The following is a 24,568-nucleotide window of genomic DNA, read 5'->3' as shown; positions in this document are numbered from 1 at the left end:
AATCGATATTCTCCTTCATACTTCAGCACGCTATCCAATGACTTTCTTTACTTTATTAAAATTGTTTCTTACAATTGACGATGTAAACATAAAGGCAGGGTGAACTTTAGAATGGAACAACTACAAAACATAAGCTCAGACAAGGAACTGATAATTCAAAAAGCTCGCAAACGTATCATTGAATCTATTGGGAAAAACATGGATCTCTATGGCATCACCCAATCAATCGGACATCTGTACGGTTTGTTGTTTTTTCAAAACAAGCCCATGACTCTGGATGCAATGGGAGAAGCAATGGAAATGAGTAAAACCAGCATGAGCACAGGCGTGCGTACGCTGGTTGATTTGAAAATGGTGAATAAAGTTTGGGAGAAGGGATCACGAAAAGATCTCTACGAGGTAGAAATGGACTGGTTTCAAACCTTCTCCGATTATTTTTCACTGAAGTGGCGTAAAGCGTTGGAAATTAATCTTAGTTCTCTGCGCAAGTCAAGAATTGAGCTTAACCAACTTGGTCTGCTCTATCCTGATGATGCAACGCTGCAATCCATTTTACAAACAGATATGGATAAGATCGATGAAGCGATTCGATATTACCACTGGCTTGATCGGCTTATTGACTCTTTTGAAACAGGAGATATTTATAACTTTATACCTAAAGATTTGCCTCAGGATCCTAACAAGTTGTGAATGCAAAAGCTACTTGCCGAGTTCGTCCGCGGTCGGACCGTAGACGCCTGGTACCGGTTGGTCGAGCAGACGCAAGTACATGCCGAGCTGCGCGCGGTGGTGGATCATGTGGCTCATGCCCATCGTACGGAATGCGGATGCCTTCGGCTGTACGCCCATTACTGTACCGCCGTGACGAAGCGTCCAGTTAGAGGCCAACACAACTTCATCGGTGGCGTCTAGCGTCCGCTTGAGCTCCTGGATGTTCGCGTCGAATTCGTCTAGCAACGCCTGCCGGCTCGCTAAGGCCTCCCTGTGAGATGGCACGGTCGCCAAATCCAGTCCCGGATCGCGCAAAATGACCAGTTGCCAATTAATCAGGTTGACGACATGAGTCGCTAATTCACCAAGAGTATACGACTTCGTGTGCGGTCTCCAATTGAGATGCTCGTCCGGCAAGCTCGCCAACAATCGGCGCGTCCCCGTCCATTCCTGCATGGCATCCCCGACCAACAGCGTTTTGTTCAACATCCGCTTTTCCCTCCTAATTGTTCAATTACTTTCAGTGACCATTTCTTTTCGGCTTTAAACCAATATCAAACATATGTTCGAGTTATCTCCACACTCCCAAGAAAGGGAACTTATGTTCTTTATATAATACCATATAATTCCAATAAAACAACTAACGTTCTGCATCAATGACATCGAAAAATAACGCTCCAATTGACAGCTCAATTTCATATTACGCCGAATTACTTAAGCGGCACCCGGACGTGTTGCCACTGCCCGAATGCCGCTATAATGTTAATTCTTATTCGAGAATCCGGCTGGCTACGAGTACGAGATCATCAAGATCGATTTCGTTATCGCCATCCACATCCGCAAGCTTAATGCTGAGCCAATCCGGGCTGCTGGCATTCTTGCCGTAATTCGCCGCAATGACAGCCAAGTCGCCAATCGACACCTTCTTATCGCCGTTGATATCGCCAGGAATGCCTGGAGGCAATGTCGTAACCGAGACGCTCATCGATGAGGCCGTCGCGTTTACCTCTTGACCACTTGCGCCGCCGAGCGAAGCGCTTATGATGGCAATGCTGCCTGCCGCAGGTTGTGTAACCGCATTAGCTTTAAAACTCAGCTCCAGCACATCCGCGCTGCCTGTAATCGCGTTGCCTGCACCTTGACTTACTAAGATAAGCCGCAGTTTGCCGGATTCGTTCTGAACCTTTTGGGCAACGACGCTGATACCGCCACGCGCTTCCTTCGCGGAGACGAATGTCATCGCTGAAGGATCGAACGCCAGCGTTATATCTTGGGCGTATACCGCTTGCATTACACTAGAGAGGCCGACCTTCACGACAAAATCTTGCCCCGCCAGTACAGCGTTCGGTCCTGTAATCGTTGTCGTCGGTGTTGACTCCGCTGCTTCTTCGAACTGTGCCGTTACGACCACATCGCTTGCCGGCATCGTAAAGCTCGTGCCATTTATAACCGTTTCCATCGATCCCGCTGTATACTTCAGCGATCCTGCTTTAAGACGTTTGCCGCTTGCCGGAGTTACCGTCACATTCACTTGTTGACCAGGCACAGGGTTTACAGCATCCACCGCTACAGTTCCGCCCGTTATGCCGTTATCGATCGTAACCGAGTATGCCGTTTCCAGGCTGCTGAATTTGGCATCAGCCCAATCCGCATGGTCAGATGAATTTCCATTTCCGTTATCCGTCACTTTCAGTTCAATTGTGCTTGCACCTTCGACGTCAACATACACCGCTTGTGCAACCGTGCTGCCTGTTATGGCGCCACTTGCATATTTTTGAACACCATCTACCAATACTAGAAATTGAACGGACCCGTTTGTCCCCACTTCTTGATCTGTGCCTACAACTGCCGAGAATTTCTTGAAATTCTTCCCTGCCAAATTATATACAACAGAAGAATTCGCGTGCGTCCCCAGTCCTCTTGTATAAACAGTCTTCCCTGTGCTCTCATCCGCTCGTAAGGTTAATGGGTTCATTTCGACGCTTCTGTTTCTTTGTACGGAGAACCATCCTGAAGTCCCGGTCGACCAGTCCATGCTGTCTGCATATGTATCCGTCATGCTCGGTGTACCGTAATCTGTGCTCGGAATCGTGAACTTCGCATCTCCCCAAGCCGCATGATCTTCTGCGTTTGAACACGGACACTCCGCGCCATCCGTAACTCTTAACTCAATCTTTTTCTTGTTGCGCACATCAACATCCACTTGTTTGGCAATAGTAGCCGGCGTCATGTTACCGCTGGCGTAAACTTGCACATCGTCAACCCATACTTGGAATTCAACGGAGGACCCTGTCCAAGATGTGTTTTGGTCAATACCGACCGTAGCTGTGAATCTGTCGTATTTCTTGCCTCTCAAATCGTATACGACGGATGAGTTGGCATAAACACCAAGTCCCTTGTCCAATGTAACGGTTCCGCTTACGCCTTTCAGTTTGATCGGATTGCCCTGATCAGTGACATCTTTCATCACTTTGCCATAACCTGTTGAAGCGCTAACCCCCTCCAAATCACTGACATATTGGTCCGTTTGTGTAAGGTTGAGACTATATTCTTTACTGGTCTGGCCATCCGCTGAAGTTGCTTTTACTTTCTTGATATTCGGATTGCTGTTATCTGTCGTGATATCAATGACAACATCATCAGAAACCTTGTCCACATCGATTACCGGCTCAACCGAGCCAATAGCTTTCACAACATTCATGTTATAGTTTGTAACTTCCGAGGAGAAGCTGCTTAGATTTGTGCCGTTCACTTTGATCCCTCGAATCAACGGCGGACTGCTGGCTAATCCGACTGCACGTCCATCGAGATTCCAAGCGGGATTAATCGGAATCCCGAGGTGAGTTAAAGCGGTTACCCCGACATCCGGTTGAATAATGCCTGTCAAAGTGTTCGGTGTCGTCGTGTTACTCGGGTATGGTGTTGAAGGTGGATTAATCATGCCTTTAGCTGCAGAAGGACCGCTTACAATCATAAACACTTTCCGCTCTGTTTCGGAAGTACCGCCATGCGAACCGCCGTTTCCGCCTCCGGCTACCCCGCCATGATCGGTGGTAACAATAATTAACCAATCTTCTAGCGAGTAGGTGCTTCGCGCCTTAATCGCATTCATGATTCTTCCGATTTCGGCATCTGCCTTCTGAATAGCAGCCATATAATTGGCGTTCTGAGGGGTAAAGCCAGTGGAGTGCCCGGCCGCATCAATTTCATCAAAGTGGACAAAAGTCAAATCTGGATTGTCGAACTGCAGATGCTGCACAGCTTTGGCTGTCACAATTTCATCGGTTTCGCCTCTAAACTCCATGTTGATTCCATCGATTATGTTGGTATTGATCGGCGCCCATTGCACAATGGATGAAATATATAAATTAGGCTTCACTTGCTTGGCGCGCTTAAATAAATTGGGATAAGCCGCAAAATTACTGCCGGTAAAGGAGTTATTGGTAACGCCATGCTTGGCTTTCCATACCCCGGTAAGTATGGATGACCATCCCGTACCGCTCCATGTATCGCTCGCATTTGCCCACGCTGTAAAATAAGAAGCGCCGTCATGCATTAATTGATCCAGATTTGGTGTATTTGCTTCCTGCAAAGCATCCGGACGTGTACCGTCCAACCCAAGAATGAGCACTCTCTTTTTATGATCTGTTGGGTCTGTAGGATCAGTAATGACAGGACTTGTTGGAAAGCCCTCCGTGGTGATCTTGATCGGATTCGTACTGACTAAATCGCTGAATGTTGCAGTTGGTGAGGTGCCTGCTGCATCGCTTAATCGCCAAGCATGCGCCAATCCGGCTTCACTTCCAGTCAGTTCTGTCGTAACATATTGACTAATCTGTTCGGGTGTGCGCATTTGGTTCCATAAACGAATTTCGGAAACTTCCCCATTCAGCCACATACTTTTTCTGTAATCCGTACCTACATACATGGGTAAAGTCGAAATCGTGTTGCTCGGCGCAATAGCCGTATAACCGGTTTTCTCAAACACTTTCGTACCGTTCTTATAAAATATAATCTGCTGATTCGCTACATCACGTACAACGGAGAGCAGCATCCACTCATTGGTTGCCACGTCAACGCCTGTCACATATAAGTTGCTAATTCCTTTTTTAACACCTTGCGCATCATAATACTCTTCCCAGTAACGAAGTCGATTGTCAGCGGTTAGCTCCAACGACCAACTGTTTTGCTTACCGTCTTTATAATTGCCGACAATAATCTGACGCGTATTTACATTGGGCTGCAGCTTAACCCACACTTCCGCTGTCGTTGGAATGCTCTCTACCGGCTTGTCCATAATGCCGTAGTTACCTAACTGAAACGTCAAACTTTCGCGCTCTGCTGCAACATTCTCGGCAGATACAGTCCCTACTGCGGATAGCATGAATGCGAAGACCAAAACTGCGGTTATGCTGCACCTCATCATACGTTTAAACGGCAACATGAATATCCTCCTCGGCTCAGTTCATAATTGAATTTATCATCAAGCTCACTGACGTGAGCGGATTTTGCAAAAAATGACTTTACCGTTGCCTGTCTCTATGATGCATATCTACATTCAAATTGTACTTTTCTACACGACAAGTTACTTACGCTTGAACTCGTAACTTCTTCTTGATCCAGCCGGCAATGAACTCAAGAACGATGGCAAAAGCAAGAATCAGATACGTAATCGCTCCGATTTCCCTCACATCATAATAATAGGAGCTGGCCATAAACATATCGTAGCCGATTCCTCCCGCTCCAGCTGCAGCTCCCATAGCCAAAGCAACAGCGAAGTTAATTTCAAAACGCATAAATGTCCAGGAGATCAAAGAAGTGACAGACGAAGGCAGGACAGCTTGAAACACAATTTGAACCCAATTGGCACCGCTGGCTTTTAATGATTCAATGACCCCTTTGTCCAACTCCTCGAAGGATTCCGAGTACGCTTTCACCAGATAGCTGACAGAATGAAACGTCATACCGATGACGGCGGCAACACTGCCAAGCCCCGCTGCAACAGCAAAAATCAATACCCACAAAACGGTTGGAACCGCTCTAATAAAAGCAACTACGGCTTTAACGACGATAGCAAGTTTAGGGTTGGACAGATTATTCGCAGCCAATAAGCCCAGAATCAAGGCGAGTACTGCGCCGAATAGCGTCGTTAGAAAGGCAAGTCCCAGCGTAATGGTCAAATGTTTAACCGCCTCGAGGAAAGTAATATGCTTGAAGAGAGGTTGAAAGAACATAGTTTTCACTGTACGTGCTGTCTCTAAAGCGGCATCGAAAAACTGAATATCCTTATAATCAAACGTCACGAAAGCATATAGCGTCAATGCCACCAATGAGGCCAGAGTGAGCCGGATTACCATGGCTTGTTTATTGAACGGTTTTTTCACACTGATCTCATCGATGATCATTTCCTTACGGGTGTCTTTGTTTGAGGCATCTAACCAGGTATTCTGTAGTCCCATGTTACAAAATCACCTTCCTGACATAGTTAGAAATCGTCTCAATAACAAAAATGGTCATGACAAGAACAAGAACGATCAAAGATGCAGCACTGTAATTCAGGCTTTTGTAATACAAGCTGAACAGAAAACCAATACCGGTGCCGGTCAGAATGCCAATTAATGTGGCCTGACGAATATTCGTTTCCATCATGAATAAAATCCAACTGATCAACTGAGGAATACAGGACGGAATGACAGATTGAAAAACGATGGCAAAATAACCTGCTCCCGTTGATCTTAAAGCTTCTACAGAGCTGCTGCTCACTTCGTCAATCGACTCGATGAAAGCGCGGGTCAAAAAACCAAAGGAACCGAAGAACAGCGCGAAATATCCCGTCAACACATTTTGTCCGAAAGAAATCAGTAAAATCATCGACCAAGCGGAGACATCAATGTTTCGAAAGATCGTTGCAATCGACTGGCTCACCATACTGAACACGCCGCCTTTGCCGGTTGAATGGGAACCTGCCATCGCAAACATCAAGGCAAACACGGCAGCAACTGTCGTCGCCGCAATCGAGACAAGCACCGTCTCTGTAAGGCCGCTAATAATAACCGGAAGCCGTTTCAATGCCTTTTGGTCCGGATAAAAATTATTGAACACCCATTCTGCGGCTTTAGGAATAGAGGTGAAGCCTTTGATGACGTTATAGTTCGTGATCACAATAGCAATGATCGTCAGTAGGAGCAATAATGAACAATACAGCAGTGTGTTCAATCGCTTTTTGGCAAAGAAATTATCTAGCATGACTGACCTCCAGTTCTTCCTGAAGCTCACTCCACTCCGCGCCGTAAATTTTGGATAACTGCTCGTTGTCTATCCCCGCTGGCGTACCGTTATATACAATCGTTCCCTTGTTCACACCAAGAATCCGGTCAGAATATTTGAGTGCTGTATCCACTTGATGCAGGTTTACAATAACGGTAATGCCCATATTGGTAGAAATATTGCGCAGAAGGTCCATAATGACCTTCGATGCATTCGGATCTAGGGAAGCGATCGGCTCATCGCAGAGCAGCACTTTCGGATTCTGCACGAGAGCCCGGGCAATCCCGACCCTCTGTTTTTGACCACCGCTCAATTGATCACAGCGCTTATAGACCTGCCCTTCGAGTCCGAGCGTTTTCAGAATCGCGTACGCTTGGTTCTTCTCCTCTTTGGAGTAAAGCCCAAGGACCCCCTCCAGCGTGGACTTGTAGCCAAGCCGCCCGTGCAGTACATTTTCGATCACAGACAATCGGTTCACTAGATTATAATGCTGGAATACCATGCCCATTTGCGTTCGCAACCGTTTTAACTCACGCTTCTTTATGCCAAGAATGCTAGCGCCATTAAAAATGATCTCACCGTTGCTTGCATCAATCATACGGTTAATACATCGGAGCAGCGTCGACTTACCGGCCCCGGACGGGCCGATAATCGACACAAACTCTCCTTCTTTCACAGCGAAGTTCACATCTGTTAAAGCCTTCGTATCACTGCCATACTGCTTCGATACTTGCTTAAATTCCAATAATGTTGTCATAGTTGCTCCCTCGATCGGTTTGGCCTATCAGCCTAACATTTAATTGGACAGCATCCTCACCGGATTGAAAAATCCGTCATCGACAGTCAGAAATTTTTCTTTACCGCTCTTCTGCTTGAACATGCCGACTTCCTTTGAATCCTTAGGCAGGATGATTTGAGCATTTTTCGTTACGGAATCGGATGTAAAAGAGTCCTGTAATTTCTTCTTATCATCCTCGCTGATCGTGCCTGTGTTAATAACAAACGGCTGATTCAGCACCGGCGTAACGGAAATGAGCGCAAATTCTTTGCCAACCATCGTATTGAACGGTTCGGTTGCACCTTGCTTAATTTTGTAAACCGCACCAGCTGTGTTGGCGTTCCCTGAGTCCAGCTCGATATAGTTGGCAACGCAAGTATCGCAGAAAGCGGCAACATCTGCCTTACCGTTCAGCAAATTGACAGCGGAACCTTGGTGCGTTCCTCCGAAAAGCACTTCGCCAAAGAACTTATCCTTGCCGCCTAGAATCAAATCATCGACGGTTAAATTCTTGTACTTGTCTTTTTTGCTAAAATAGTTAAGAATGCCGGCAGACGGAACTTTAAATCCGGAAGTAGAGGAGTTGGACACGAACGAGAACTTTTTACCGGCAATATTGTCTATGGAATAACCGCTGCCGTTTCTATAAGCTTCTTCCTCACCCTTGCGCACGCTTAACCAGCTGTAGTACACAGCATCTTCCAGCGTCCCCGACTCGCCGCTTGGAATGACCAACGGTTGGACCTTCTTATTCTTTGCATTCGCTTCCACATAGCCTTGCGCCCCCATATAGGCGATATCTGCGCTTCCGCTGGCAATAGCTTCGATAGCGATCGTGTAGTCCGTTGTCGTCTTGTGCTCCACTTTTTTCCCGGTTGCGGCCGCAACGACTTTTCCAATTTCCTCGCGGGCACTTTTCATTTCAGCGCCGGATTCATTCGGGTACCAAGCTATCGTAATGGTATCTTTGGTCTTTACAGCTGCCGATCCATTCTGTGCCTCGCCAGCTTTGGTACCGCAGCCTGCTGTGACTGCAACAAGAGACACAGAAAGCATTAGCGTTAACATCTTCTTTTTCATTTGATAATTCCTCCCAAAAATAATGATTAAAAGTACGATCGTTCTGCACTAGAGTAATGAAACCAGCATACGCTCAAGTTCTTCAGAGGATAAGTTAACGGGATTATTGTCCATTCTCCCCTTCGTGTACGAGAGAGACACAACATGGCGGATGCCTTCTACGGTAGCTCCATAGTGACCAAGTCGGCCAGGCAGCCCGTATTGGTTATAAATACTTTGAATGAAATGGTCCACTCCATCTACGTCCGCAGCACCAAATGCATGAAGTAATTTTTCCGGATCAATCAATGCGGCAAGGTTATGTCTCATCACCGCAGCTAATGTGAGACTGGCGGCAATGCCATGATCTATGCCGTAAAGCATCGTGAGCGGATAAGATATCGAATGACAGGCTGTAGTTCTCGTATTGCTAAAGGCCAGGCCAGCCAGCACACTAGCCGTTGATAGCTGCTCTCTCAATGCCAGATCGTCCGGCTGCTCAATGAGTAGAGGAAGCGTACGCCGAATGCGTTTGATCGCTTGCAGAGCATAAACGCGGGTAATCGTGTTGGTATGAACCGACCAATACGCCTCTGTTGCATGGCACATGGCATCCAGTGCAGTCGCAACGCTTAGACGCATCGGCATTGTTACAGTCAACTCCGGAAGGATCAATGCCTCACTCGCGTACAGCCTCACGTCGGAAACCGAGTATTTGCTGCCGCACTCCTCGTCCCATATGGTAGCCCAGCATGTGACCTCAGAGCCCGTTCCCGATGTTGTCGGTATCCCGATCCAAGGAGTAAAATGCGATTCGCCGCGATACCACTCACTTGTGATCGCCTCCCGAACTTGGGCCACGGTCTGAACCTGCTTACGCTGCAAGGCCGACAACACTTTGGCCGCATCCATCACGCTGCCTCCGCCAATGGCCACAATAAGCTCATAGCCAAAAGGCTCAATATCTTGTTTCAACTTCAAAATATCTGCGCAATTGGGATTATACAGCGTTACTTCCTTTAATAAGGTTTCTTTCTTGGAAAGCATGTGCATGACAGACTTTAAACTATCGCTCTTCTCAACGTCTCCTCCCCTCGTTAGAACCAATACCCGCTCTACGAGTGCATAACGGTTTTGTAACATATCGGCGAATGCTTCCGCCGATGCCGCCCCGAAGGACACAGCTACCGGATTATAAAAGTGATTCATCGTAATCCCCTCTCCAGTCCGCTGCGTTCAAGCTCTTCAATGACGGCCGGAAGCTGATTGATGGAGCCGATAATATAGTCTGCTCCTGCTTGCTCAAACGTTCGTCTCGTTTGATTCATTCGTTCAGTCAGTTCATCCGGAGGCATGCTTTCAACTTCAGCCTGCGTTAGTCCAAGTTCACTGCTTCCCAGGATGACGGCCACCGTCCATACCCCTGCATTTCTGCCTTCATGTATGTCGGAAACTGTGTCTCCCACCTTGACGACTGCTCTCGGGGGGTAGATGCCCAGCTCGGTTAAGTTTTGGAAGATCATATATGGATAAGGCCGACCGGCCTTTGCCTCATCAGAGGCGATCATGAAGTCCGGGGAATATCCCTTCTGCTTTGCTTCCGGGACAATGACCTCCATCATGCCTGATGTGTACCCGGTTGTTGATCCGACGGCAATCTTCGCATCGCGAAGTTGGCTAACCGTTTCCAAGGCGCCCGGAATCGGGTCCGTATACATTTTCAACGACTCCATCAAAATGGCTTCGAATCGAACATAAAGACGATCAACATCCTCACTAACGGGTTCCTTGCCGAACTTGGCAACCCACTCCGCCTTTACTCTTCCCATCTGCAAAATGGCTTGAATATGATCCCACTTCAGAAGGCCCATTGGAATTCTTGCTTCCCGAATCGTAATCGGCACTCCCGCTTCTTCAAAAGTTTGAATGAATGCGTGCATGGGCGCGAAGCAACCATAGTCAATGACAGTACCTGCCCAATCGAAAATTACTGCTTTGATGCGTTCTTTTTGCGTCATCTTGCTTCCTCAATTCTTGTTGGTTTTGATAGTTTGATTATAGACGGAAATAACGCAATGACGCAATACATTTTGCAATATTTTACGCATTTTTAACAAACATATGCTTTTTATTGCTGTTTTTTACACTAAGAAAACATAATAAAAACGCAAGCTACAATGAGTTTGCGTTTATGATGGATATATTGCGTTTTTGATAGGTTTCCTGTAGCTCTTTATCCATGAAGGAATCCGTTACTATCATATCAATTTGATCCAATCCGCAAATGTTCAGATAGGATACCGTTTCGAATTTGCTCGAATCCGCAACCACAACTTTCCGCTTGGCGCTCTTCAGCATCGCATTAATGACCTCCGCCTCTCCCTGACGGAAATCAGTCAGCCCCTTATCAAGGGAAATCGCATTGATACTGATGAATGCAAAGTCAGCATTGAAATTCATAATTTCTTCCTCTATCGATCGCCCGTACAAAGAGAACTCCTCATGATTCAGATAACCTCCGGGTATGATAACGGTGAAGCCTTTTTTCTGGGCCAAAATATCTGCAACGCGAAGGGAATTTGTGATCACTGTCAGTTTCTCAAAGCGAGCGGCAAGCCGTTTGGCAAGCTCGATGTTCGTTGTGCCGGCATTCAGGGAGACGGCTTGATACTCTTTTACGAGATCGACGGCGTATGTGGCTAATTCCTGCTTTCTATCGTTCAGCGTAATTTTACGCTTAAAGAATGCCTGATTCGTCGCGATCTCTTCCCTTTTGGAGACGGCACCGCCATGTACGCGCTGAAGCTTGCCTTCTTGCTCCAACCGTTCAAGATCCCTGCGAACCGTATCGAGGGAAACTTGCAGCAGTGATTTCAATTCCACTACCGTGGCTTGCCCTTTTGATTCCAGTTCCAATAATATTAATCGATGCCTCTCCGGTGCAAGCATTGCTTATCTCTCCTCAATGTGTTTATGCGTGAATTTGCTTTTTTTATTTATCGTACCAAAAATGTATGGTCCAGTAAATGTAACATCTGATCCAGGGCATCACTCATGTTCGCGAGGGAAGCATTTCCCCAATGTATATATCAAAAGAATTCCTTAAAGAAATCGCTCAAAGCACGATTTAAACCGGTTTTTTTTGTTGTTTTCTGTGTTCGCGTACTCTTCTTTGGCTGCACCTTTTTTCTTATCGGCTTATTCATTTGATTTTTTTTCTTTTCTTCTACGGTTTTCACGGCTGCTTCCTTTTTGTTTTTCATATTCATTGTACGATTTAAGTCCCAACAAGCTTCTCCATTTTGAAGCGTTTTTCGTATAATATAACCGCCCTTTTCAAGCTCGGTGAGGCCCATCTTTATAGAACGATCACTATCGATTTGACTCATTTTCTTAAACATGCCCATGGTTAGATCCTGTTCTTCGTTTAAGAAAATTATATTGAAATAGAGTCCCTTGGCTTTAAGTGAAAGTTGATTATCTTTTAATATCGCATTTGTTAATAGAAGAATTTCAACATTTTCGTTTTCACTCATATGGTTTCCCTCCATCGATTAAAGCCGATTTACCTAATAAATAACCGCCGCTGTTTATTATTAGCAGCGGCGGTTATTTGCTGTATCACGATAATTAAAGTAGAAAGAGATCAAGTTGTTCTACGTTATTTGCGACTACTTTATTTTCATTCCTATTTATATCGATTGCCGGTGAGGAAAGAGGAGCATTCATATCGTCGACTACCTCATTCTTATCACCATCTTCGACTCTGGCACTATATCGTGATAATAAGTAGCCTTGAGAACATTCACTGCAAGTGTATTGATAACCCCTCTTTAATGAGATTGCTAAAGCAATTCGCATTTCAAGACTTAAATTATTAGATTGAGCGCATTGACCGCATAAAAATTGTTGCAGAATAGACACCTCCGAAGATTTAATGTATTAACTCAGAACAATAAGTGAAAATCATTGTCATAACTTCCCGTTCATTATCGTTCCTCACATAGAAGCAGTGCCTTTTCCAATCCGCCAGTAGCACCGCTCCATCCATCTGGCCACTCTTTGCTTGCAGATAGGCAGCTTCAACTTGCTGTATTGTTGGAACGCGCTGGTGCTTGCGATGGAATCCAATTATTATAGATATATCTTTCATATTAAATGTCGTCATTAATAAGCAAGTATGCTTTCAAGTCAAACACAATAATGTTATTGGTCATGTCATGCTTTACGAGATATTTCATCTTGCAACTCCCCCTTTCGAGTGATCTTTCAGATTGAGTAATTTCAATTATAGCATCATCAATTCCATACGTCTGTATTTGAAAGGTTGGGAGAGAGCTGCATTCAAAAAACGGTTTCCCAATGTTACCCTGGAGATCAAGGAATTTGCTGCATCCAATCAAGCTCAGAAAAGTGTTTTGAACAACGCTTATCCCAAACAGGGATGCCCCCTTACAATGGGAGGGAACTACAGTCCCCTATTTAAGCAAATAACCGAATTTCGTAGATTGTAGGGGAACTGCAGTCTCTTATTCAACCTCCATTGTACAAATTTTTGTCAAAATGGCGAAATAGCGGCTCCTAGTTCCCTCTCACCCACGCGAAGGGATCTTTTTTCAAAATAGCGCCCTGTAGTTCCCTCTCATAAATAGAATTTCTTATTAGAAAACAAAAAACCGCGCAGCGCGCGGTTTTTAAAAGAGATTTACTATTTAATGTTTCTAATTTGAAACTCATTGAGAAATCGTTGAATAAACACTTTAGAAATTCGCGAGCCTTTATTGGTCTCAGAGTAAGCCCATCCTAATAAGATGGGTTCTTGCTTCATTAGTTCGATCTCAAGCAAAACCAACTCACGGCTCATTATATAAGGGCTATCAATAAATGAAAAATCATACCCGATGGTAACTGCTAGATTTTCCCTCAGAGCAGTCGCAACCGCATGCGGATTATTGCTCGTAAATAAGATGTGGAGCGGCCCGTAATCTGCTATAAACTTGTTAACAAACTCTACAATGTGCTCTTCGTCATAAAGGGCAAATGAATGTCGCTGCATTTCTACTGGAGTAACGCTATTCCTAGAAGACAAAGCACAGTTTCTTCCGACACCAAGAACGAATTTCCCTTCCCAGAGTGCTTCAAAAGCCAAACCCGTCTCCTTATTATTAGCCTCTTTACTAATTCCTATTAGACCGATGTCTACTTTATTTTTTCGAATAGCCTCTATAATCTCTTCGGAGCCACTTTCAATTATTCGAATCGTAACATTCGGGTAATCATTTTTGAAGCTGGATACAGTCCTAATAAGTGAACTCATAGTATGCGGTAATGCTGCAACTCGTAATTCTGCCTGATGAGTTTCCGACCAGTGTAAAGCCTCATCTTTCATCTCTTGTACCTTGCTGACCACTTCAAGCGCCTTTCGAATCACACTCTGCCCCTCTTGAGTAGGTATTGCCCCTGAACGGGAACGATTAAATAACTGGATGCCCAATTCGGCCTCAAGATTGGCGATGGATTGGCTGATAGCCGACTGCGTAACGTGTAAATTATGGGAAGCAGCTGAGAGAGACTTTGTTTTGGCGACTTCAATAACATAATTCAACTGATCAATATTCATAATCATCCCCCTCTCGCTTCCATTAGAATATTTAATATTATACTAAATTATATTAATTTTATTTAAATATTTTAACGCAGTATAATGAAACCGATCAAAGAAACATATAACATCTCGATTCTATTTAGAGGGAGACTAGACATCATGAGATTACAAGGAAAAACAGCAATAGTGACAGGCGGAGCTAACGGAATTGGTAAAGCAACTGTTCAAAAGTTTCTAGAGGAAGGCGCCAATGTCGTTTTCACTGATATAAATGAGCAAGCTGGCAATCAAACATGTGAAGAACTTAAAGTCATCAACAGCAACGTGATTTTCGTAAAACACGATGTACAGCAAGAAACGGACTGGGCTCACGTTGTTAGTACGGCTAAAGAGAAATTCGGACGGGTTGATGTTCTTTTCAATAATGCAGGCATCTATAGCACCAAGCCAGTGACTGACTATACAGTTGATGAATGGAATCGCGTGTTAGGTATTAACGTAGTTGGAGTATTCCTTGGTATGAAACACGTTGTACCTGAAATGCGCTCAAACCGCAGTGGATCGATCATTAACGCATCTTCGATTGCTGGTATTACAGGTAGCGCAAACCATACGCTGTATGGTGCAAGTAAAGGGGCTGTTCGAATTATGACCAAGGATATGGCCATGGAAGTTGCGGCGGATCAAATTCGTGTCAACTCCATCCATCCCGGTGTTATCCAGACAACCATGGGCGATGCTGTTGCGTCAGGCTTAAATGTCTCTGCGGAGCAATTAGCAAGTGGCATCCCCCTCAAGCGTTGCGGTACGCCTGACGATATAGCAAATTTGGTCGTTTTCCTGGCATCCGACGAATCTACATTCATCACAGGCACTGAAATGATCATCGATGGCGGAGCTTCAGCTAGATAATATCCATCATAACTTATATATAAAGGAGCACAAACGATGAAACTATCCGGTAAAGTAGCTGTTATTACAGGCGGTGCATCAGGAATAGGGAAGGCTGCGGCTCGCCTTTTCGTAGAGCAAGGTGCGAAAGTCGTCATCAGTGATATTTCTGATCAAGCCGAAGAAACAGTCAAAGAATTGTCAAACGTTGGCGGGGAAGTCATTTTCGTAAAAACAAACGTTTCAAAGGAAGAAGATATTCAATCTTTGATCGCGGCTACCGTTCAGCATTTTGGAAAATTAGACATCATGATCGCTAATGCTGGAATTGGTCACTCCGCCAAACCGATTGAAGACGTCACCCTCGACCGCTGGCAGCAGATGATTGATATTAATTTAACCGGCGTATTCTTATGCAATAAACATGCCATTGCGCAAATGATGCAACAGGGCACCGGCGGCGCAATTATCAACACAGCCTCGATTATGGGTCATGTAGGGATGATGAATCTGGCATCCTACAATGCTGCAAAAGGCGGTGTAGCTAACTTCACTCGATCGCTTGGCGTTTCTTATGCCAAGCATGGCATTCGTATCAACGCCATATGCCCTGGTTTTATCGACACCCCTATTTTAAACGGTGCTGATGAAGCGACGAGAAACCATCTGGTCGCGCTTCACCCCATCGGCCGTCTTGGCCGCGCAGAAGAAATTGCGAATGCCATGCTTTTCTTGGCGAGTGATGATGCCTCTTTCGTTGTCGGTACGAATCTTATGGTGGACGGCGGATACACAGCTCAATAATTTATTTAACCCATACTATGATTTTAAATTTAGTTGAAGCCAAACGAGACGGCCGATCGGTTGTTCGGCCGCCTCGTTTTATAGTTTTTGTGGAAAATCTTAAGGGGGAAAGCGAAAATAAAAACATTGGCATTTACAATCATGACTCATCCTGTCTATAAGGCTAAGGAAAGTGATTCTGTCGGAGACGCCATTGATAAATTGATCAAATATGGTATTAGTGGAATGCCAGTAGTAAACGATCACAATGAAATTGTCGGTTTTATACGTGACGGGGATATCCTAAAGATAGTTGGAAAACATAATCTTAACGTGATTGACACTGGATTTTTTTCGACACATATTTTCGAAGAATTAGAACCTTTTGGATTTCGTTGTGATAGCTTAAGGCAGGAAAACATAATGGAAATTTCCAAGCGAAACATCATTAAAGTTCAGTGGGATACCGACATAGAGGAAATTTCGACGATCTTGGGGCGGAAGCGGATTAAGGAAGTGCCTGTTGAACGCAATGGTGTCCTTGTAGGTATCATTAGCCGGAGTGATTTGATACGTCATATCTATTCAGAAAAACTTGCTTGACTCCCGGTTAGGCATTTGTAACTCGTTGTCACTAAACTGCCCGTTTAGCATGGAAGAGGCAGCCGCTTGATGTCGGCTGCCTACGATTTAAAGATTGGCAAAATAACTTCCACCATAGTTCCTTTTCCAACATCACTGTCGATTCGCATAGTCCCCTTATGATTCTGGATGATCCTCATTGAAACCATTAATCCTAATCCTGTTCCTGTTTCTTTTGTAGTAAAAAAAGGATCTCCAATCTTGGCTATTTCATTTTGTGGGATTCCATACCCTGTGTCTTGAATTCGAATGTATATTTCATCGTTGATTTGCTTGGCTTGTATGATCACTTCTCCGCCTTTTGGCATGGATTCAATAGCATTCTTTAAAACATTGATAAATACTTGATTGATACTGCGTTGACATTGAATAAATGGTAAATTAGCATCTAACTCTTTCTTTATTTGAACGTTATAAAGGTTGGCTTGTCCTTCAAATAATCTTGTAACGTGATTTAATTCATGTACTACGTCCCTTAATTCATATGTCTCATTTGAAGGTTTAGCTAACACTAAAAGCTCACTTACAATTTCATTGATACGATCAATTTCTGAAAGCATGACTTCATTTCGTAATTTCTTTGTACCTTCAATATCCTCTTTCACATATAGTTGCATAAATCCTCGTAAGCTAGTCAAAGGATTTCTAATTTCATGGGCGATCCCAGCTGCAAGTTCGCCAGCTAAGGAAAGTTTCTCTGATCTGCGGATTAATTCTTCGGAATGCACCCGTTCTGTTATATCACGGCCCATACTGATAACATGTAGAACATCTCCTGCAGTATTTCTTATTTTTTTAGAGTGCGCTTCTTGCCATATATAATGACCGTTTTTATGTCGAAGACGATAAACAAATATTCTACTATCTGAATTATCAGAATTACCTTGCCTTAACCAACCACCGTTCAAATCTTCTTGATGCCAATAATCATAGGCATATGTTCCAATAAGTTCATCTGGATCATATCCAAGTTGATTACGAATTGCTGGTGAGACATATGAGATAATTCCATCTGGAGTTAAACGCAAAATAACGTCCTGTGAATGTTCAGAAATAAGCTTGTGGAGTTCTCCAATCTTCTTGAACTCTTCTTCCTTCTTTTTGTGTTCTGTTATATCTACAATTTGAGAAATGGATATGACATTACCATTGGGTCCCTGTTGGTTCCTTACTATAGTAACATTTAGAAGCCCCCACATAATGGTCCCAGATTTATGAATATACCTTTTTTCTATTTGATAATCATCAATTTCACCCTGTACCAATTTACGCCACAATTCCAAATCTGCTTCTATATCTTCAGGATAGGTGACAGATGGAACACCGAGATTTATTAATTCACTTTCGCTATATCCTAACATTTTGCAAAAAGATGGATTAACTTTAAAAAGGCTTCCATCAAAAGATAAAAAAACTATTCCAATTGGAGATTTTTCAAATGTACGTAAAAAAAGACTATGGTCATTGAAATGAGATAACATCCGATCCTCCGTTTAAAGCAGTTGCATTAATAATAACAGCAATTTTCAATTATTAGTATAAATGATTTTTCTATAGTACGGCAGTTGTCTGCGGCAGCTTTTGCGTTGGATAAAAACGTATTATCAAGGAAAATGCGTATACATCTCCATAACAAAAAAAAGCAGCAGCCAAGGAAAAAAAACTTCCACAACTGCCGCTTTTTATAGTAAGAGACCAAATAACCTATTTGAGATACTCTACCGCTGCTTTTTCGATAGCCAGTCCCTTGATGTACCTTTGCATGAACACTTCGAAACCGTCCACGTCCTTGCGCTCCGGCGACATCTTCTTACCCACTTTATCTGCGAATACCTTTTGGCTCAAATAATCCTCTAATGTCTCGTTCTCGGACTTATTGATCATGTAGGAGGCCAATAAGGCGATCCCCCATGCTCCACCTTCTCCTGCGGTTTCCATAACGGAAACGGGAACATTTAAAGCAGCAGCCATAAAGCTCTGCCCGACACCCTCGGTCTTGAAAAATCCACCGTGGCCCAAGATTTCCTCAAGTTTCACGCCCTCTTGTTTGAGCAGGATGTCCATTCCGATTTTTAACGCGCTGAGTGCTGTAAACAAATGAACTCGGATGAAATTGGCCAAATTGAATGTACTGTCGGATGTACGGACAAACAATGGACGGCCTTCTTCAAAATGAGTGATGTGTTCTCCCGAGAGATAACCGTAAGCCAGTAAACCTCCGCAGTCCGGGTCCCCTTGAAGGGCCAAATTATACAGCTTGCCGTAAATTTGATTCATATCTGCATCAAACCCCATTGCTTTGGCAAACTCGTCAAACAGACCTACCCAGGCATTAAGGTCGGAGGAGCAATTGTTGGAATGCGCCATTGCGACCAAATTGCCAGTTGGCGTGGTGACAAGATCAATCTCGGCATACACTTTAGACAGCTCTTTTTCGAGTACAACCATGGCAAATACGGAAGTTCCAGCAGACACATTTCCTGTGCGCTGCGCAACACTGTTCGTTGCAATCATGCCAGTTCCAGCATCCCCCTCTGGTGGACAAAGCGGAATACCCGCTTGCAGCTCTCCGGTAACATCCAGAAGCTTGGCCCCTTCCTCAGTGAGAACGCTTTTGTTTTCACCTGCCACCAACACTTTCGGCAAAATATCCTCTAGTTTCCACGGCAGGTTACGGGCTGCAATCAATTCATTGAATTGACCAACCATTTTTGCGTTGTAATTTTTCGTATTCAGATCGATCGGGAATACACCAGATGCTTCCCCAACGCCAAGTATCTTTTCTCCGGTTAGTTTCCAATGGATATATCCAGCCAAAGTGGTCTGGAAATCAATCTGAGCGATATGCTCTTCCTGATTCAAAATGGCTTGATACAGATGGGCAATGCTCCAACGTTGGGGAATTTGATATTGGAACAAATCAGTTAGCGTCTCGGAAGCTTGTTCGGTTATATTGTTCCGCCATGTGCGAAAAGGTACTAATTGCTCCCCTGCCTTATTAAATACCACATAACCGTGCATCATGCCACTGAAGCCGATTGCTCCAATTGTGTGTAATGAAACACCATACCGCTGTTTCACTTCGGCGGCCATCTGTTGATAGCTGTCCTGGACGCCCTTCCAAATATCCTCCAAACTATAAGTCCAGATTTGATTCACATAGCTGTTTTCCCAGGCATGGCTGCCAGATGCAATAGGAGAGTGGTCTTCACCGATGAGAACCGCCTTGATCCGGGTAGAACCAAGTTCAATACCAAGAACCGTTTTGCCATTCTGAATGGCATTTTTAACTTCATTATTCATGAAATGTCTCTCCTTTTATAAGGTACATGACAAGCTTGATCACACAAGAGCAACAGGCCCTGCCCCCATCAAAAACGAGGAAAGGGCCTGTTTCAAACTTCATCCGCTTATCTCAACTTCCAGGCTATATCACTCCACTGCAGTTCGCGGCGCAGCTGCTGTACACTAGTGTTACGGTCGATGAGCACATATTCAATGCCAGTCATGTCTGCCCAATCGATCAACTGTTCAACCGTTACTTTGTTGGAGAACACCGTATGATGCGCTCCACCGGAAAGAATCCAAGCTTCTGCCGATTCCTGAAGGGACGGATGCGCCTGCCATAGTACACGCGCAACCGGCAATTTTGGCATCGGTTGAGGTGCCGGAACGGCATCTACTGTGTTGATGAGCAAGCGGAAACGATTGCCCAGATCGATGATTGAGGCGTTTAGAGCAGGCCCCGCCTGGCCATCGAACACGAGACGGGCTGGATCGGCTTTTCCACCGATACCGAGCGGATGCACTTCGATGCGCGGCTTATTCGCCGCAATCGTCGGACAAACTTCCAACATGTGCGATCCAAGCACCAGCTCACGTCCCGGCTCGAAGTGATACGTATAATCTTCCATGAACGAAGTACCTTCGTTGCCTGCAATCAGCTTCATAATGCGTGTAAATGCCGATGTCTTCCAGTCGCCTTCGCCTCCGAAGCCATAACCTGCTCCCATGAGTCGCTGTACAGCAAGACCCGGCAGCTGCTGCAGGCCATGAAGATCTTCGAAGGAAGTCGTGAATGCCCCGAAGCCGCCTTCTACCAGGAACGCCTTGAGTCCCAGCTCAATGCGGGCTTGATAACGAATCGCGTCGCGCACGGCTCCTGCCCCGCGACCTTCAGGCGTAATTTCGTAAAGCGTTTCGTATTCATCCATCAGGGCATTGATGTCAGCTTCCGTTATGTCATTGACGCGCGCCACCAGATCCCCAACGCCATATCCGTTAATCGACCAGCCGAACTTGATTTGAGCTTCCACTTTATCGCCTTCGGTTACGGCTACTTGGCGCATATTGTCTCCGAAGCGCGCTACCTTCAAACGACGTCCTTCTTGCAAAGCGACTGCGGTGCGCATCCAGGCGCCGATCCGGTTCTGCACGTCAGCGTGTTCCCAGTAGCCGACAACGATTTTTCGGGAGATTCCCATGCGGGCGCCGATGAATCCGTATTCGCGGTCGCCATGTGCCGCCTGATTCGTATTCATAAAATCCATATCAATGCTGTCCCACGGGATGTCACGGTTATACTGCGTATGCAGGTGCAAAAGCGGCTTGCGCAGCTCACTCAGGCCTGCGATCCACATTTTCGCGGGGGAGAACGTGTGCATCCAGGTGATTACGCCGGCGCAAGATTCGTCCGAGTTGGCTTCGATAAGCAGACGGCGAATGTCGTCAGGTGTCGTGAGAACTGTCTTGAATTGGACTGTGCAAGGTAGATTGCCGCTTGCGTTCAGGCCTGCGACCATCTCACGCGAATGTGAAGCGACTTCTTCGATCGTTTCCGGACCATACAAATGTTGGCTGCCGGTCACGAACCAGAATTGGTGTTTTGTCATATCGAACATGTAGTTTCCTCCTAAGGATCATGGATAATTTTTAATAAAGAATAATTTGCGTCTATGATGCCGATTGTGTTTCTATGTGTTGTACCTTCGTTTATTGGTGAACCGGTTCAATCGTTCCATTGCCGGCCTGGCCGTAGTATGCGTTCTTTCCGTGTTTACGCAGAAAATGCTTATCAAGCAGAACTTGACTCATCGAACTTACATTTGCCTTCAATTGAAGCGTATGGAAGGCGATCTTCGCCACTTCCTCAAGCACGACCGCATTATGAACGGCATCGTGCGGGTCTTTCCCCCAATTGAACGGTGCGTGGCTCTTAACAAGAACGCCGGGAACCATCGATGGATCGAGGTCGCGGAACGTCTCAGCGATCACATTACCGGTTTCGAGTTCATAAGCACCTTTAATTTCATCTTCGGTCATGTCGCGTGTGCACGGAATCGTGCCATAAAAGTAGTCGGCATGCGTCGTACCGAGCGCTGGTATGTCGCACCCCGCCTGTGCCCAACTAGTCGCCCACGGCGAATGCGTATGGACAATACCGCCGATCGATGCAAACGCTTTGTACAGCACCAAGTGGGTAGGCGTGTCGGATGACGGCTTCAGCTTACCTTCTACGACGTTGCCTTCCAGGTCGACAACGACCATGTCGTCTCGTTTTAGCGCTTCGTACGGCACACCGCTTGGCTTAATGACAACTAACCCGGCGGAGCGATCGATACCGCTTACATTTCCCCAAGTGAACGTAACGAGACCGTACTTTGGCAGATCCATATTCGCTTCCAGCACGGCTTGTTTCAAATCTTCGAGCAAGGAAGACACACTCCTTATGCGAAATAGTTCGCTCCCCGCATCATGACCAGACATATAACTTCGCTGTTATACAGATGCGAAAGGTAATAACAATGCGACTATCTATATTATAACTTGTACATACAAGTTAAGCTACTGTTTTTTTCTACTATTCTCCAGACTGAGGGGCCGATGACTCGCATATGATTAAGCTCTGGCACCACTAAACCCGATTTGATATATCGGTATTATAACCACATATAGCTTGTACGTACATATCACACAATCATAAACGACAGGCGGGCTCGAATGGAAGTGCTTGGCAGAGGTCCACACTACAACAGGCAACGCATTAGCTGCGCCCTTAACATCTAGCAGATCACTGTTAACTTTGTATCCATCACCAAGTTATCTCTTCAATTGCATAATTTCCCCAGCAATCATCCATGCTATGAAGAATCAGATCACTGTGAGGACAATATGATCATTTCCCTGTATGTTTCCCTATGTTGGATTCTTGTGGCAACTTCCGCTGTCTTGAAAAGTAAATTTTCAAACCAGGAGTTTTCATTTATTTGTTTATTAGTAGCTTTCATAGATACCAATTTATATTACTTGTTTGGTGAAACATTTCACTTTTTCGAAATTTCCAAAAATCCATTGAACTATGTTTCCTTTTCACTTATTCAAAGCATCATTATTCCACTTTTTATAGCGATCATGATTAATCTTTGGCAGTTGGCTAGTAGTGTGTCTACTAAAGTTTCTATACATGCAGGTTCAATTATTTTTCTTATAGGTATGGAGACTCTAAGTCTTTTGTTAAAAATTGTTATTTACAGTGAAATTAAAATATTATGCTGGCTTATTGTGTACAGGCTTCTTTTGTTCTACATGCAATTCGTGACAATTAGCTACTTTAGAAGGATGTGCAACCATTCATGAAAGGTACTATTCCCTTTGTAGAAAAAGCCTTTGATCTTAATGATTGGTTCGTAATTGGTTGCATTGGACTATCCTATTTGATCATCTATCTCATGCCAAAACGTTTTTCAGGATCTATAACTTTGTTACTATTTCTTTTTAGTTCAACGGTTGCATGTATGTTGGATAACTCAATTGGCGGTCACATTTTTGATTTGTATGACATCATGGATGGACCTGCATACACGGTGATGGATTTTGTGGTTTATTTTCTTTACGCACCATTTGGGTATTTCTTTATCTATTTATATGATCGTTTTCAATTAAAAGGGATAAAGACTGTAGGTTATATTTTACTATGGTCATGTATTTCAATAGCTTTCGAATGGGTTTGCACGCAAGTTGGTGTGTTTCATTATAAGGATTCTTACGGAATTTATTATTCTTTCTGTATTTATTTACTTTCTCAAAGTGCAACAATGTTGTTTTATCGTTTTATTTCAAAGGGACATTCTTTTGTAAAGGACAACGATCTCGAATAACAAGCGAAGCTATGCCAGAGCCTGCTCCGTAGGACCGCAAATACCGGCCCACTTTGTGTCATTGGACAGTTGCCGTTATACCACCGCCATGCTCTGCTTCAAAACATGAAGGCTAGCTAAAAACAGCCTGACCGTGTTTTACAACACAGCCAGGCTGTTCGGGAATTAGATTGCCGACGCTTGTGTAAGTATACTTTTCAAAATTACTTACCGCCTTCGACTTAAATTAAGCTCTTCATGCCCCGCAGCCACTCATAAAAACCATCGTCGAAAAAGAGATCAGGAATGTATGTCTGAGTGTAATTGCAATTAGGGCAAAGAAGTACCAACCCTTGTTCAAGCACCTTAGGGTATAATTTCTCGTGTTTACTGTTGTTTCCGCAAGCAAGATGATGCACTCCTTCTGCCTGCTGGTAATCCTTAATACGTTGCTTAACATCCTCTTTGTTCATTTATATCCCCTTGAAACCTTCAAATAGAATTTTCGCCAATCTTTACGATATCATTATACACGATGTACTCATCTACAAACATAAAATAATCTAAGCGCCATTAAATTTCAAGCCATCATCCGCGGAGCGAGCACCTTACGCAACGGGAAAATAATCGTCCGATAAGCAATTCATTACATGAAAAAACCGGACCCTGTATTTTACAAAGGAATCCGGTTTTCGT

Annotated in this window: 21 protein-coding genes; 5 read left to right on the top strand and 16 right to left on the bottom strand. The window is 44.6% G+C overall.

Annotated features, from left to right (window positions below):
- Positions 1-111: 111 nt before the first annotated feature.
- Positions 112-690 (top strand): GbsR/MarR family transcriptional regulator, encoded by a 579-nt coding sequence (locus J2Z65_RS11470; protein ID WP_167066399.1) that lies wholly within the window; start codon positions 112-114, stop codon positions 688-690.
- Between the two features lie 9 nt (positions 691-699).
- On the opposite strand, the gene J2Z65_RS11465 is transcribed toward J2Z65_RS11470, so the two are convergent.
- The 11 genes from J2Z65_RS11465 to J2Z65_RS11415 form a co-directional block, all read right to left on the bottom strand.
- Positions 700-1,197: a DinB family protein gene (locus tag J2Z65_RS11465; RefSeq protein ID WP_167066610.1), complete on the bottom strand. Its 498-nt coding sequence runs from the start codon at positions 1,195-1,197 to the stop codon at positions 700-702.
- 283 nt (positions 1,198-1,480) lie between these two features.
- Positions 1,481-5,155 (bottom strand): NPCBM/NEW2 domain-containing protein, encoded by a 3,675-nt coding sequence (locus J2Z65_RS11460; protein WP_167066402.1) that lies wholly within the window; start codon positions 5,153-5,155, stop codon positions 1,481-1,483.
- Between the two features lie 145 nt (positions 5,156-5,300).
- Complete coding sequence (locus tag J2Z65_RS11455) at positions 5,301-6,116, bottom strand: PhnE/PtxC family ABC transporter permease (protein WP_167066613.1); 816 nt, start codon at positions 6,114-6,116, stop codon at positions 5,301-5,303.
- Positions 6,117-6,171: 55 nt separating this feature from the next.
- Entirely contained in the window at positions 6,172-6,957 is a 786-nt protein-coding gene (locus J2Z65_RS11450) for a PhnE/PtxC family ABC transporter permease (protein WP_167066405.1), read from the bottom strand.
- Positions 6,947-7,735 (bottom strand): phosphonate ABC transporter ATP-binding protein, encoded by a 789-nt coding sequence (gene phnC, locus J2Z65_RS11445; protein ID WP_167066408.1) that lies wholly within the window; start codon positions 7,733-7,735, stop codon positions 6,947-6,949. Before phnC ends, J2Z65_RS11450 begins: the two co-directional genes overlap by 11 nt.
- Positions 7,736-7,774: 39 nt before the next feature.
- A complete protein-coding gene (locus J2Z65_RS11440; protein ID WP_167066411.1) occupies positions 7,775-8,836 on the bottom strand; it encodes a phosphate/phosphite/phosphonate ABC transporter substrate-binding protein in 1,062 nt (353 codons plus the stop codon).
- A 48-nt stretch (positions 8,837-8,884) separates the two neighbouring features.
- The gene (locus tag J2Z65_RS11435; RefSeq protein WP_167066414.1) at positions 8,885-10,024 is read right to left on the bottom strand and encodes a phosphonoacetaldehyde reductase; all 1,140 of its coding nucleotides are present in this window, start codon (positions 10,022-10,024) and stop codon (positions 8,885-8,887) included.
- Positions 10,021-10,833: a phosphonoacetaldehyde hydrolase gene (phnX, locus tag J2Z65_RS11430; protein ID WP_167066417.1), complete on the bottom strand. Its 813-nt coding sequence runs from the start codon at positions 10,831-10,833 to the stop codon at positions 10,021-10,023. Before phnX ends, J2Z65_RS11435 begins: the two co-directional genes overlap by 4 nt.
- A 154-nt stretch (positions 10,834-10,987) precedes the next feature.
- Positions 10,988-11,764 (bottom strand): DeoR/GlpR family DNA-binding transcription regulator, encoded by a 777-nt coding sequence (locus J2Z65_RS11425; protein WP_167066420.1) that lies wholly within the window; start codon positions 11,762-11,764, stop codon positions 10,988-10,990.
- Positions 11,765-11,904: 140 nt separating this feature from the next.
- The gene (locus J2Z65_RS11420) at positions 11,905-12,351 is read right to left on the bottom strand and encodes a hypothetical protein (protein ID WP_167066423.1); all 447 of its coding nucleotides are present in this window, start codon (positions 12,349-12,351) and stop codon (positions 11,905-11,907) included.
- A 1,172-nt stretch (positions 12,352-13,523) separates the two neighbouring features.
- Positions 13,524-14,435 (bottom strand): LysR family transcriptional regulator, encoded by a 912-nt coding sequence (locus tag J2Z65_RS11415; RefSeq protein WP_167066426.1) that lies wholly within the window; start codon positions 14,433-14,435, stop codon positions 13,524-13,526.
- Positions 14,436-14,579: 144 nt separating this feature from the next.
- Here J2Z65_RS11415 and J2Z65_RS11410 point away from each other — a divergent pair, with 144 nt between their 5' ends.
- The 3 genes from J2Z65_RS11410 (at position 14,580) to J2Z65_RS11400 (ending at position 16,697) form a co-directional block, all read left to right on the top strand.
- Positions 14,580-15,332, top strand: a complete 753-nt coding sequence (locus J2Z65_RS11410; protein WP_193581113.1) for an SDR family NAD(P)-dependent oxidoreductase — start codon at positions 14,580-14,582, stop codon at positions 15,330-15,332.
- Positions 15,333-15,368: 36 nt separating this feature from the next.
- Positions 15,369-16,115, top strand: coding sequence for an SDR family NAD(P)-dependent oxidoreductase (locus tag J2Z65_RS11405; protein WP_167066429.1), 747 nt, complete (start codon positions 15,369-15,371; stop codon positions 16,113-16,115).
- Between the two features lie 126 nt (positions 16,116-16,241).
- Positions 16,242-16,697 carry a CBS domain-containing protein gene (locus tag J2Z65_RS11400; protein WP_240159998.1) on the top strand — a complete coding sequence of 152 codons (456 nt, stop codon included), beginning with the start codon at positions 16,242-16,244 and terminating at the stop codon, positions 16,695-16,697.
- An 80-nt stretch (positions 16,698-16,777) separates the two neighbouring features.
- Here the strand turns inward: J2Z65_RS11400 and J2Z65_RS11395 are convergent, their stop codons facing one another.
- From J2Z65_RS11395 to araD, 4 genes are all read right to left on the bottom strand, one after another.
- Positions 16,778-18,217: a PAS domain S-box protein gene (locus J2Z65_RS11395; protein ID WP_167066432.1), complete on the bottom strand. Its 1,440-nt coding sequence runs from the start codon at positions 18,215-18,217 to the stop codon at positions 16,778-16,780.
- A 223-nt stretch (positions 18,218-18,440) separates the two neighbouring features.
- A complete protein-coding gene (locus J2Z65_RS11390; RefSeq protein WP_167066435.1) occupies positions 18,441-20,039 on the bottom strand; it encodes a xylulokinase in 1,599 nt (532 codons plus the stop codon).
- 107 nt (positions 20,040-20,146) lie between these two features.
- A complete protein-coding gene (araA, locus tag J2Z65_RS11385; RefSeq protein WP_167066437.1) occupies positions 20,147-21,637 on the bottom strand; it encodes an L-arabinose isomerase in 1,491 nt (496 codons plus the stop codon).
- A gap of 91 nt (positions 21,638-21,728) precedes the next feature.
- On the bottom strand, positions 21,729-22,448 hold the full coding sequence (gene araD / locus J2Z65_RS11380; RefSeq protein WP_167066440.1) for an L-ribulose-5-phosphate 4-epimerase: 720 nt from the start codon (positions 22,446-22,448) through the stop codon (positions 21,729-21,731).
- 920 nt (positions 22,449-23,368) lie between these two features.
- Here araD and J2Z65_RS11375 point away from each other — a divergent pair.
- A complete protein-coding gene (locus J2Z65_RS11375; protein ID WP_167066443.1) occupies positions 23,369-23,893 on the top strand; it encodes a hypothetical protein in 525 nt (174 codons plus the stop codon).
- Between the two features lie 221 nt (positions 23,894-24,114).
- Here J2Z65_RS11375 and J2Z65_RS11370 read toward each other — a convergent pair whose 3' ends face one another.
- Positions 24,115-24,345: a hypothetical protein gene (locus tag J2Z65_RS11370; RefSeq protein WP_167066446.1), complete on the bottom strand. Its 231-nt coding sequence runs from the start codon at positions 24,343-24,345 to the stop codon at positions 24,115-24,117.
- Positions 24,346-24,568 lie beyond the last annotated feature (223 nt).

Source organism: Paenibacillus aceris, assembly GCF_017874035.1.
Taxonomy (GTDB): domain Bacteria; phylum Bacillota; class Bacilli; order Paenibacillales; family NBRC-103111; genus Paenibacillus_E; species Paenibacillus_E aceris.
This window is presented reverse-complemented; position numbering and strand designations above follow the sequence as displayed.

Bases quoted from the DNA above. Each gene is read 5' to 3' on its own strand.
- J2Z65_RS11395 (WP_167066432.1), bottom strand. From the start codon at position 18,217: ATGTTATCTCATTTCAATGACCATAGTCTTTTTTTACGTACATTTGAA.
- araA (WP_167066437.1), bottom strand. From the start codon at position 21,637: ATGTTCGATATGACAAAACACCAATTCTGGTTCGTGACCGGCAGCCAA.
- J2Z65_RS11460 (WP_167066402.1), bottom strand. From the start codon at position 5,155: ATGTTGCCGTTTAAACGTATGATGAGGTGCAGCATAACCGCAGTTTTG.
- J2Z65_RS11410 (WP_193581113.1), top strand. From the start codon at position 14,580: ATGAGATTACAAGGAAAAACAGCAATAGTGACAGGCGGAGCTAACGGA.
- J2Z65_RS11375 (WP_167066443.1), top strand. From the start codon at position 23,369: ATGAAAGGTACTATTCCCTTTGTAGAAAAAGCCTTTGATCTTAATGAT.
- J2Z65_RS11455 (WP_167066613.1), bottom strand. From the start codon at position 6,116: ATGATCATCGATGAGATCAGTGTGAAAAAACCGTTCAATAAACAAGCC.
- J2Z65_RS11440 (WP_167066411.1), bottom strand. From the start codon at position 8,836: ATGAAAAAGAAGATGTTAACGCTAATGCTTTCTGTGTCTCTTGTTGCA.
- J2Z65_RS11390 (WP_167066435.1), bottom strand. From the start codon at position 20,039: ATGAATAATGAAGTTAAAAATGCCATTCAGAATGGCAAAACGGTTCTT.
- J2Z65_RS11470 (WP_167066399.1), top strand. From the start codon at position 112: ATGGAACAACTACAAAACATAAGCTCAGACAAGGAACTGATAATTCAA.
- J2Z65_RS11370 (WP_167066446.1), bottom strand. From the start codon at position 24,345: ATGAACAAAGAGGATGTTAAGCAACGTATTAAGGATTACCAGCAGGCA.
- J2Z65_RS11420 (WP_167066423.1), bottom strand. From the start codon at position 12,351: ATGAGTGAAAACGAAAATGTTGAAATTCTTCTATTAACAAATGCGATA.
- phnX (WP_167066417.1), bottom strand. From the start codon at position 10,833: ATGACGCAAAAAGAACGCATCAAAGCAGTAATTTTCGATTGGGCAGGT.
- J2Z65_RS11425 (WP_167066420.1), bottom strand. From the start codon at position 11,764: ATGCTTGCACCGGAGAGGCATCGATTAATATTATTGGAACTGGAATCA.
- J2Z65_RS11415 (WP_167066426.1), bottom strand. From the start codon at position 14,435: ATGAATATTGATCAGTTGAATTATGTTATTGAAGTCGCCAAAACAAAG.
- phnC (WP_167066408.1), bottom strand. From the start codon at position 7,735: ATGACAACATTATTGGAATTTAAGCAAGTATCGAAGCAGTATGGCAGT.
- J2Z65_RS11435 (WP_167066414.1), bottom strand. From the start codon at position 10,024: ATGAATCACTTTTATAATCCGGTAGCTGTGTCCTTCGGGGCGGCATCG.
- J2Z65_RS11450 (WP_167066405.1), bottom strand. From the start codon at position 6,957: ATGCTAGATAATTTCTTTGCCAAAAAGCGATTGAACACACTGCTGTAT.
- J2Z65_RS11405 (WP_167066429.1), top strand. From the start codon at position 15,369: ATGAAACTATCCGGTAAAGTAGCTGTTATTACAGGCGGTGCATCAGGA.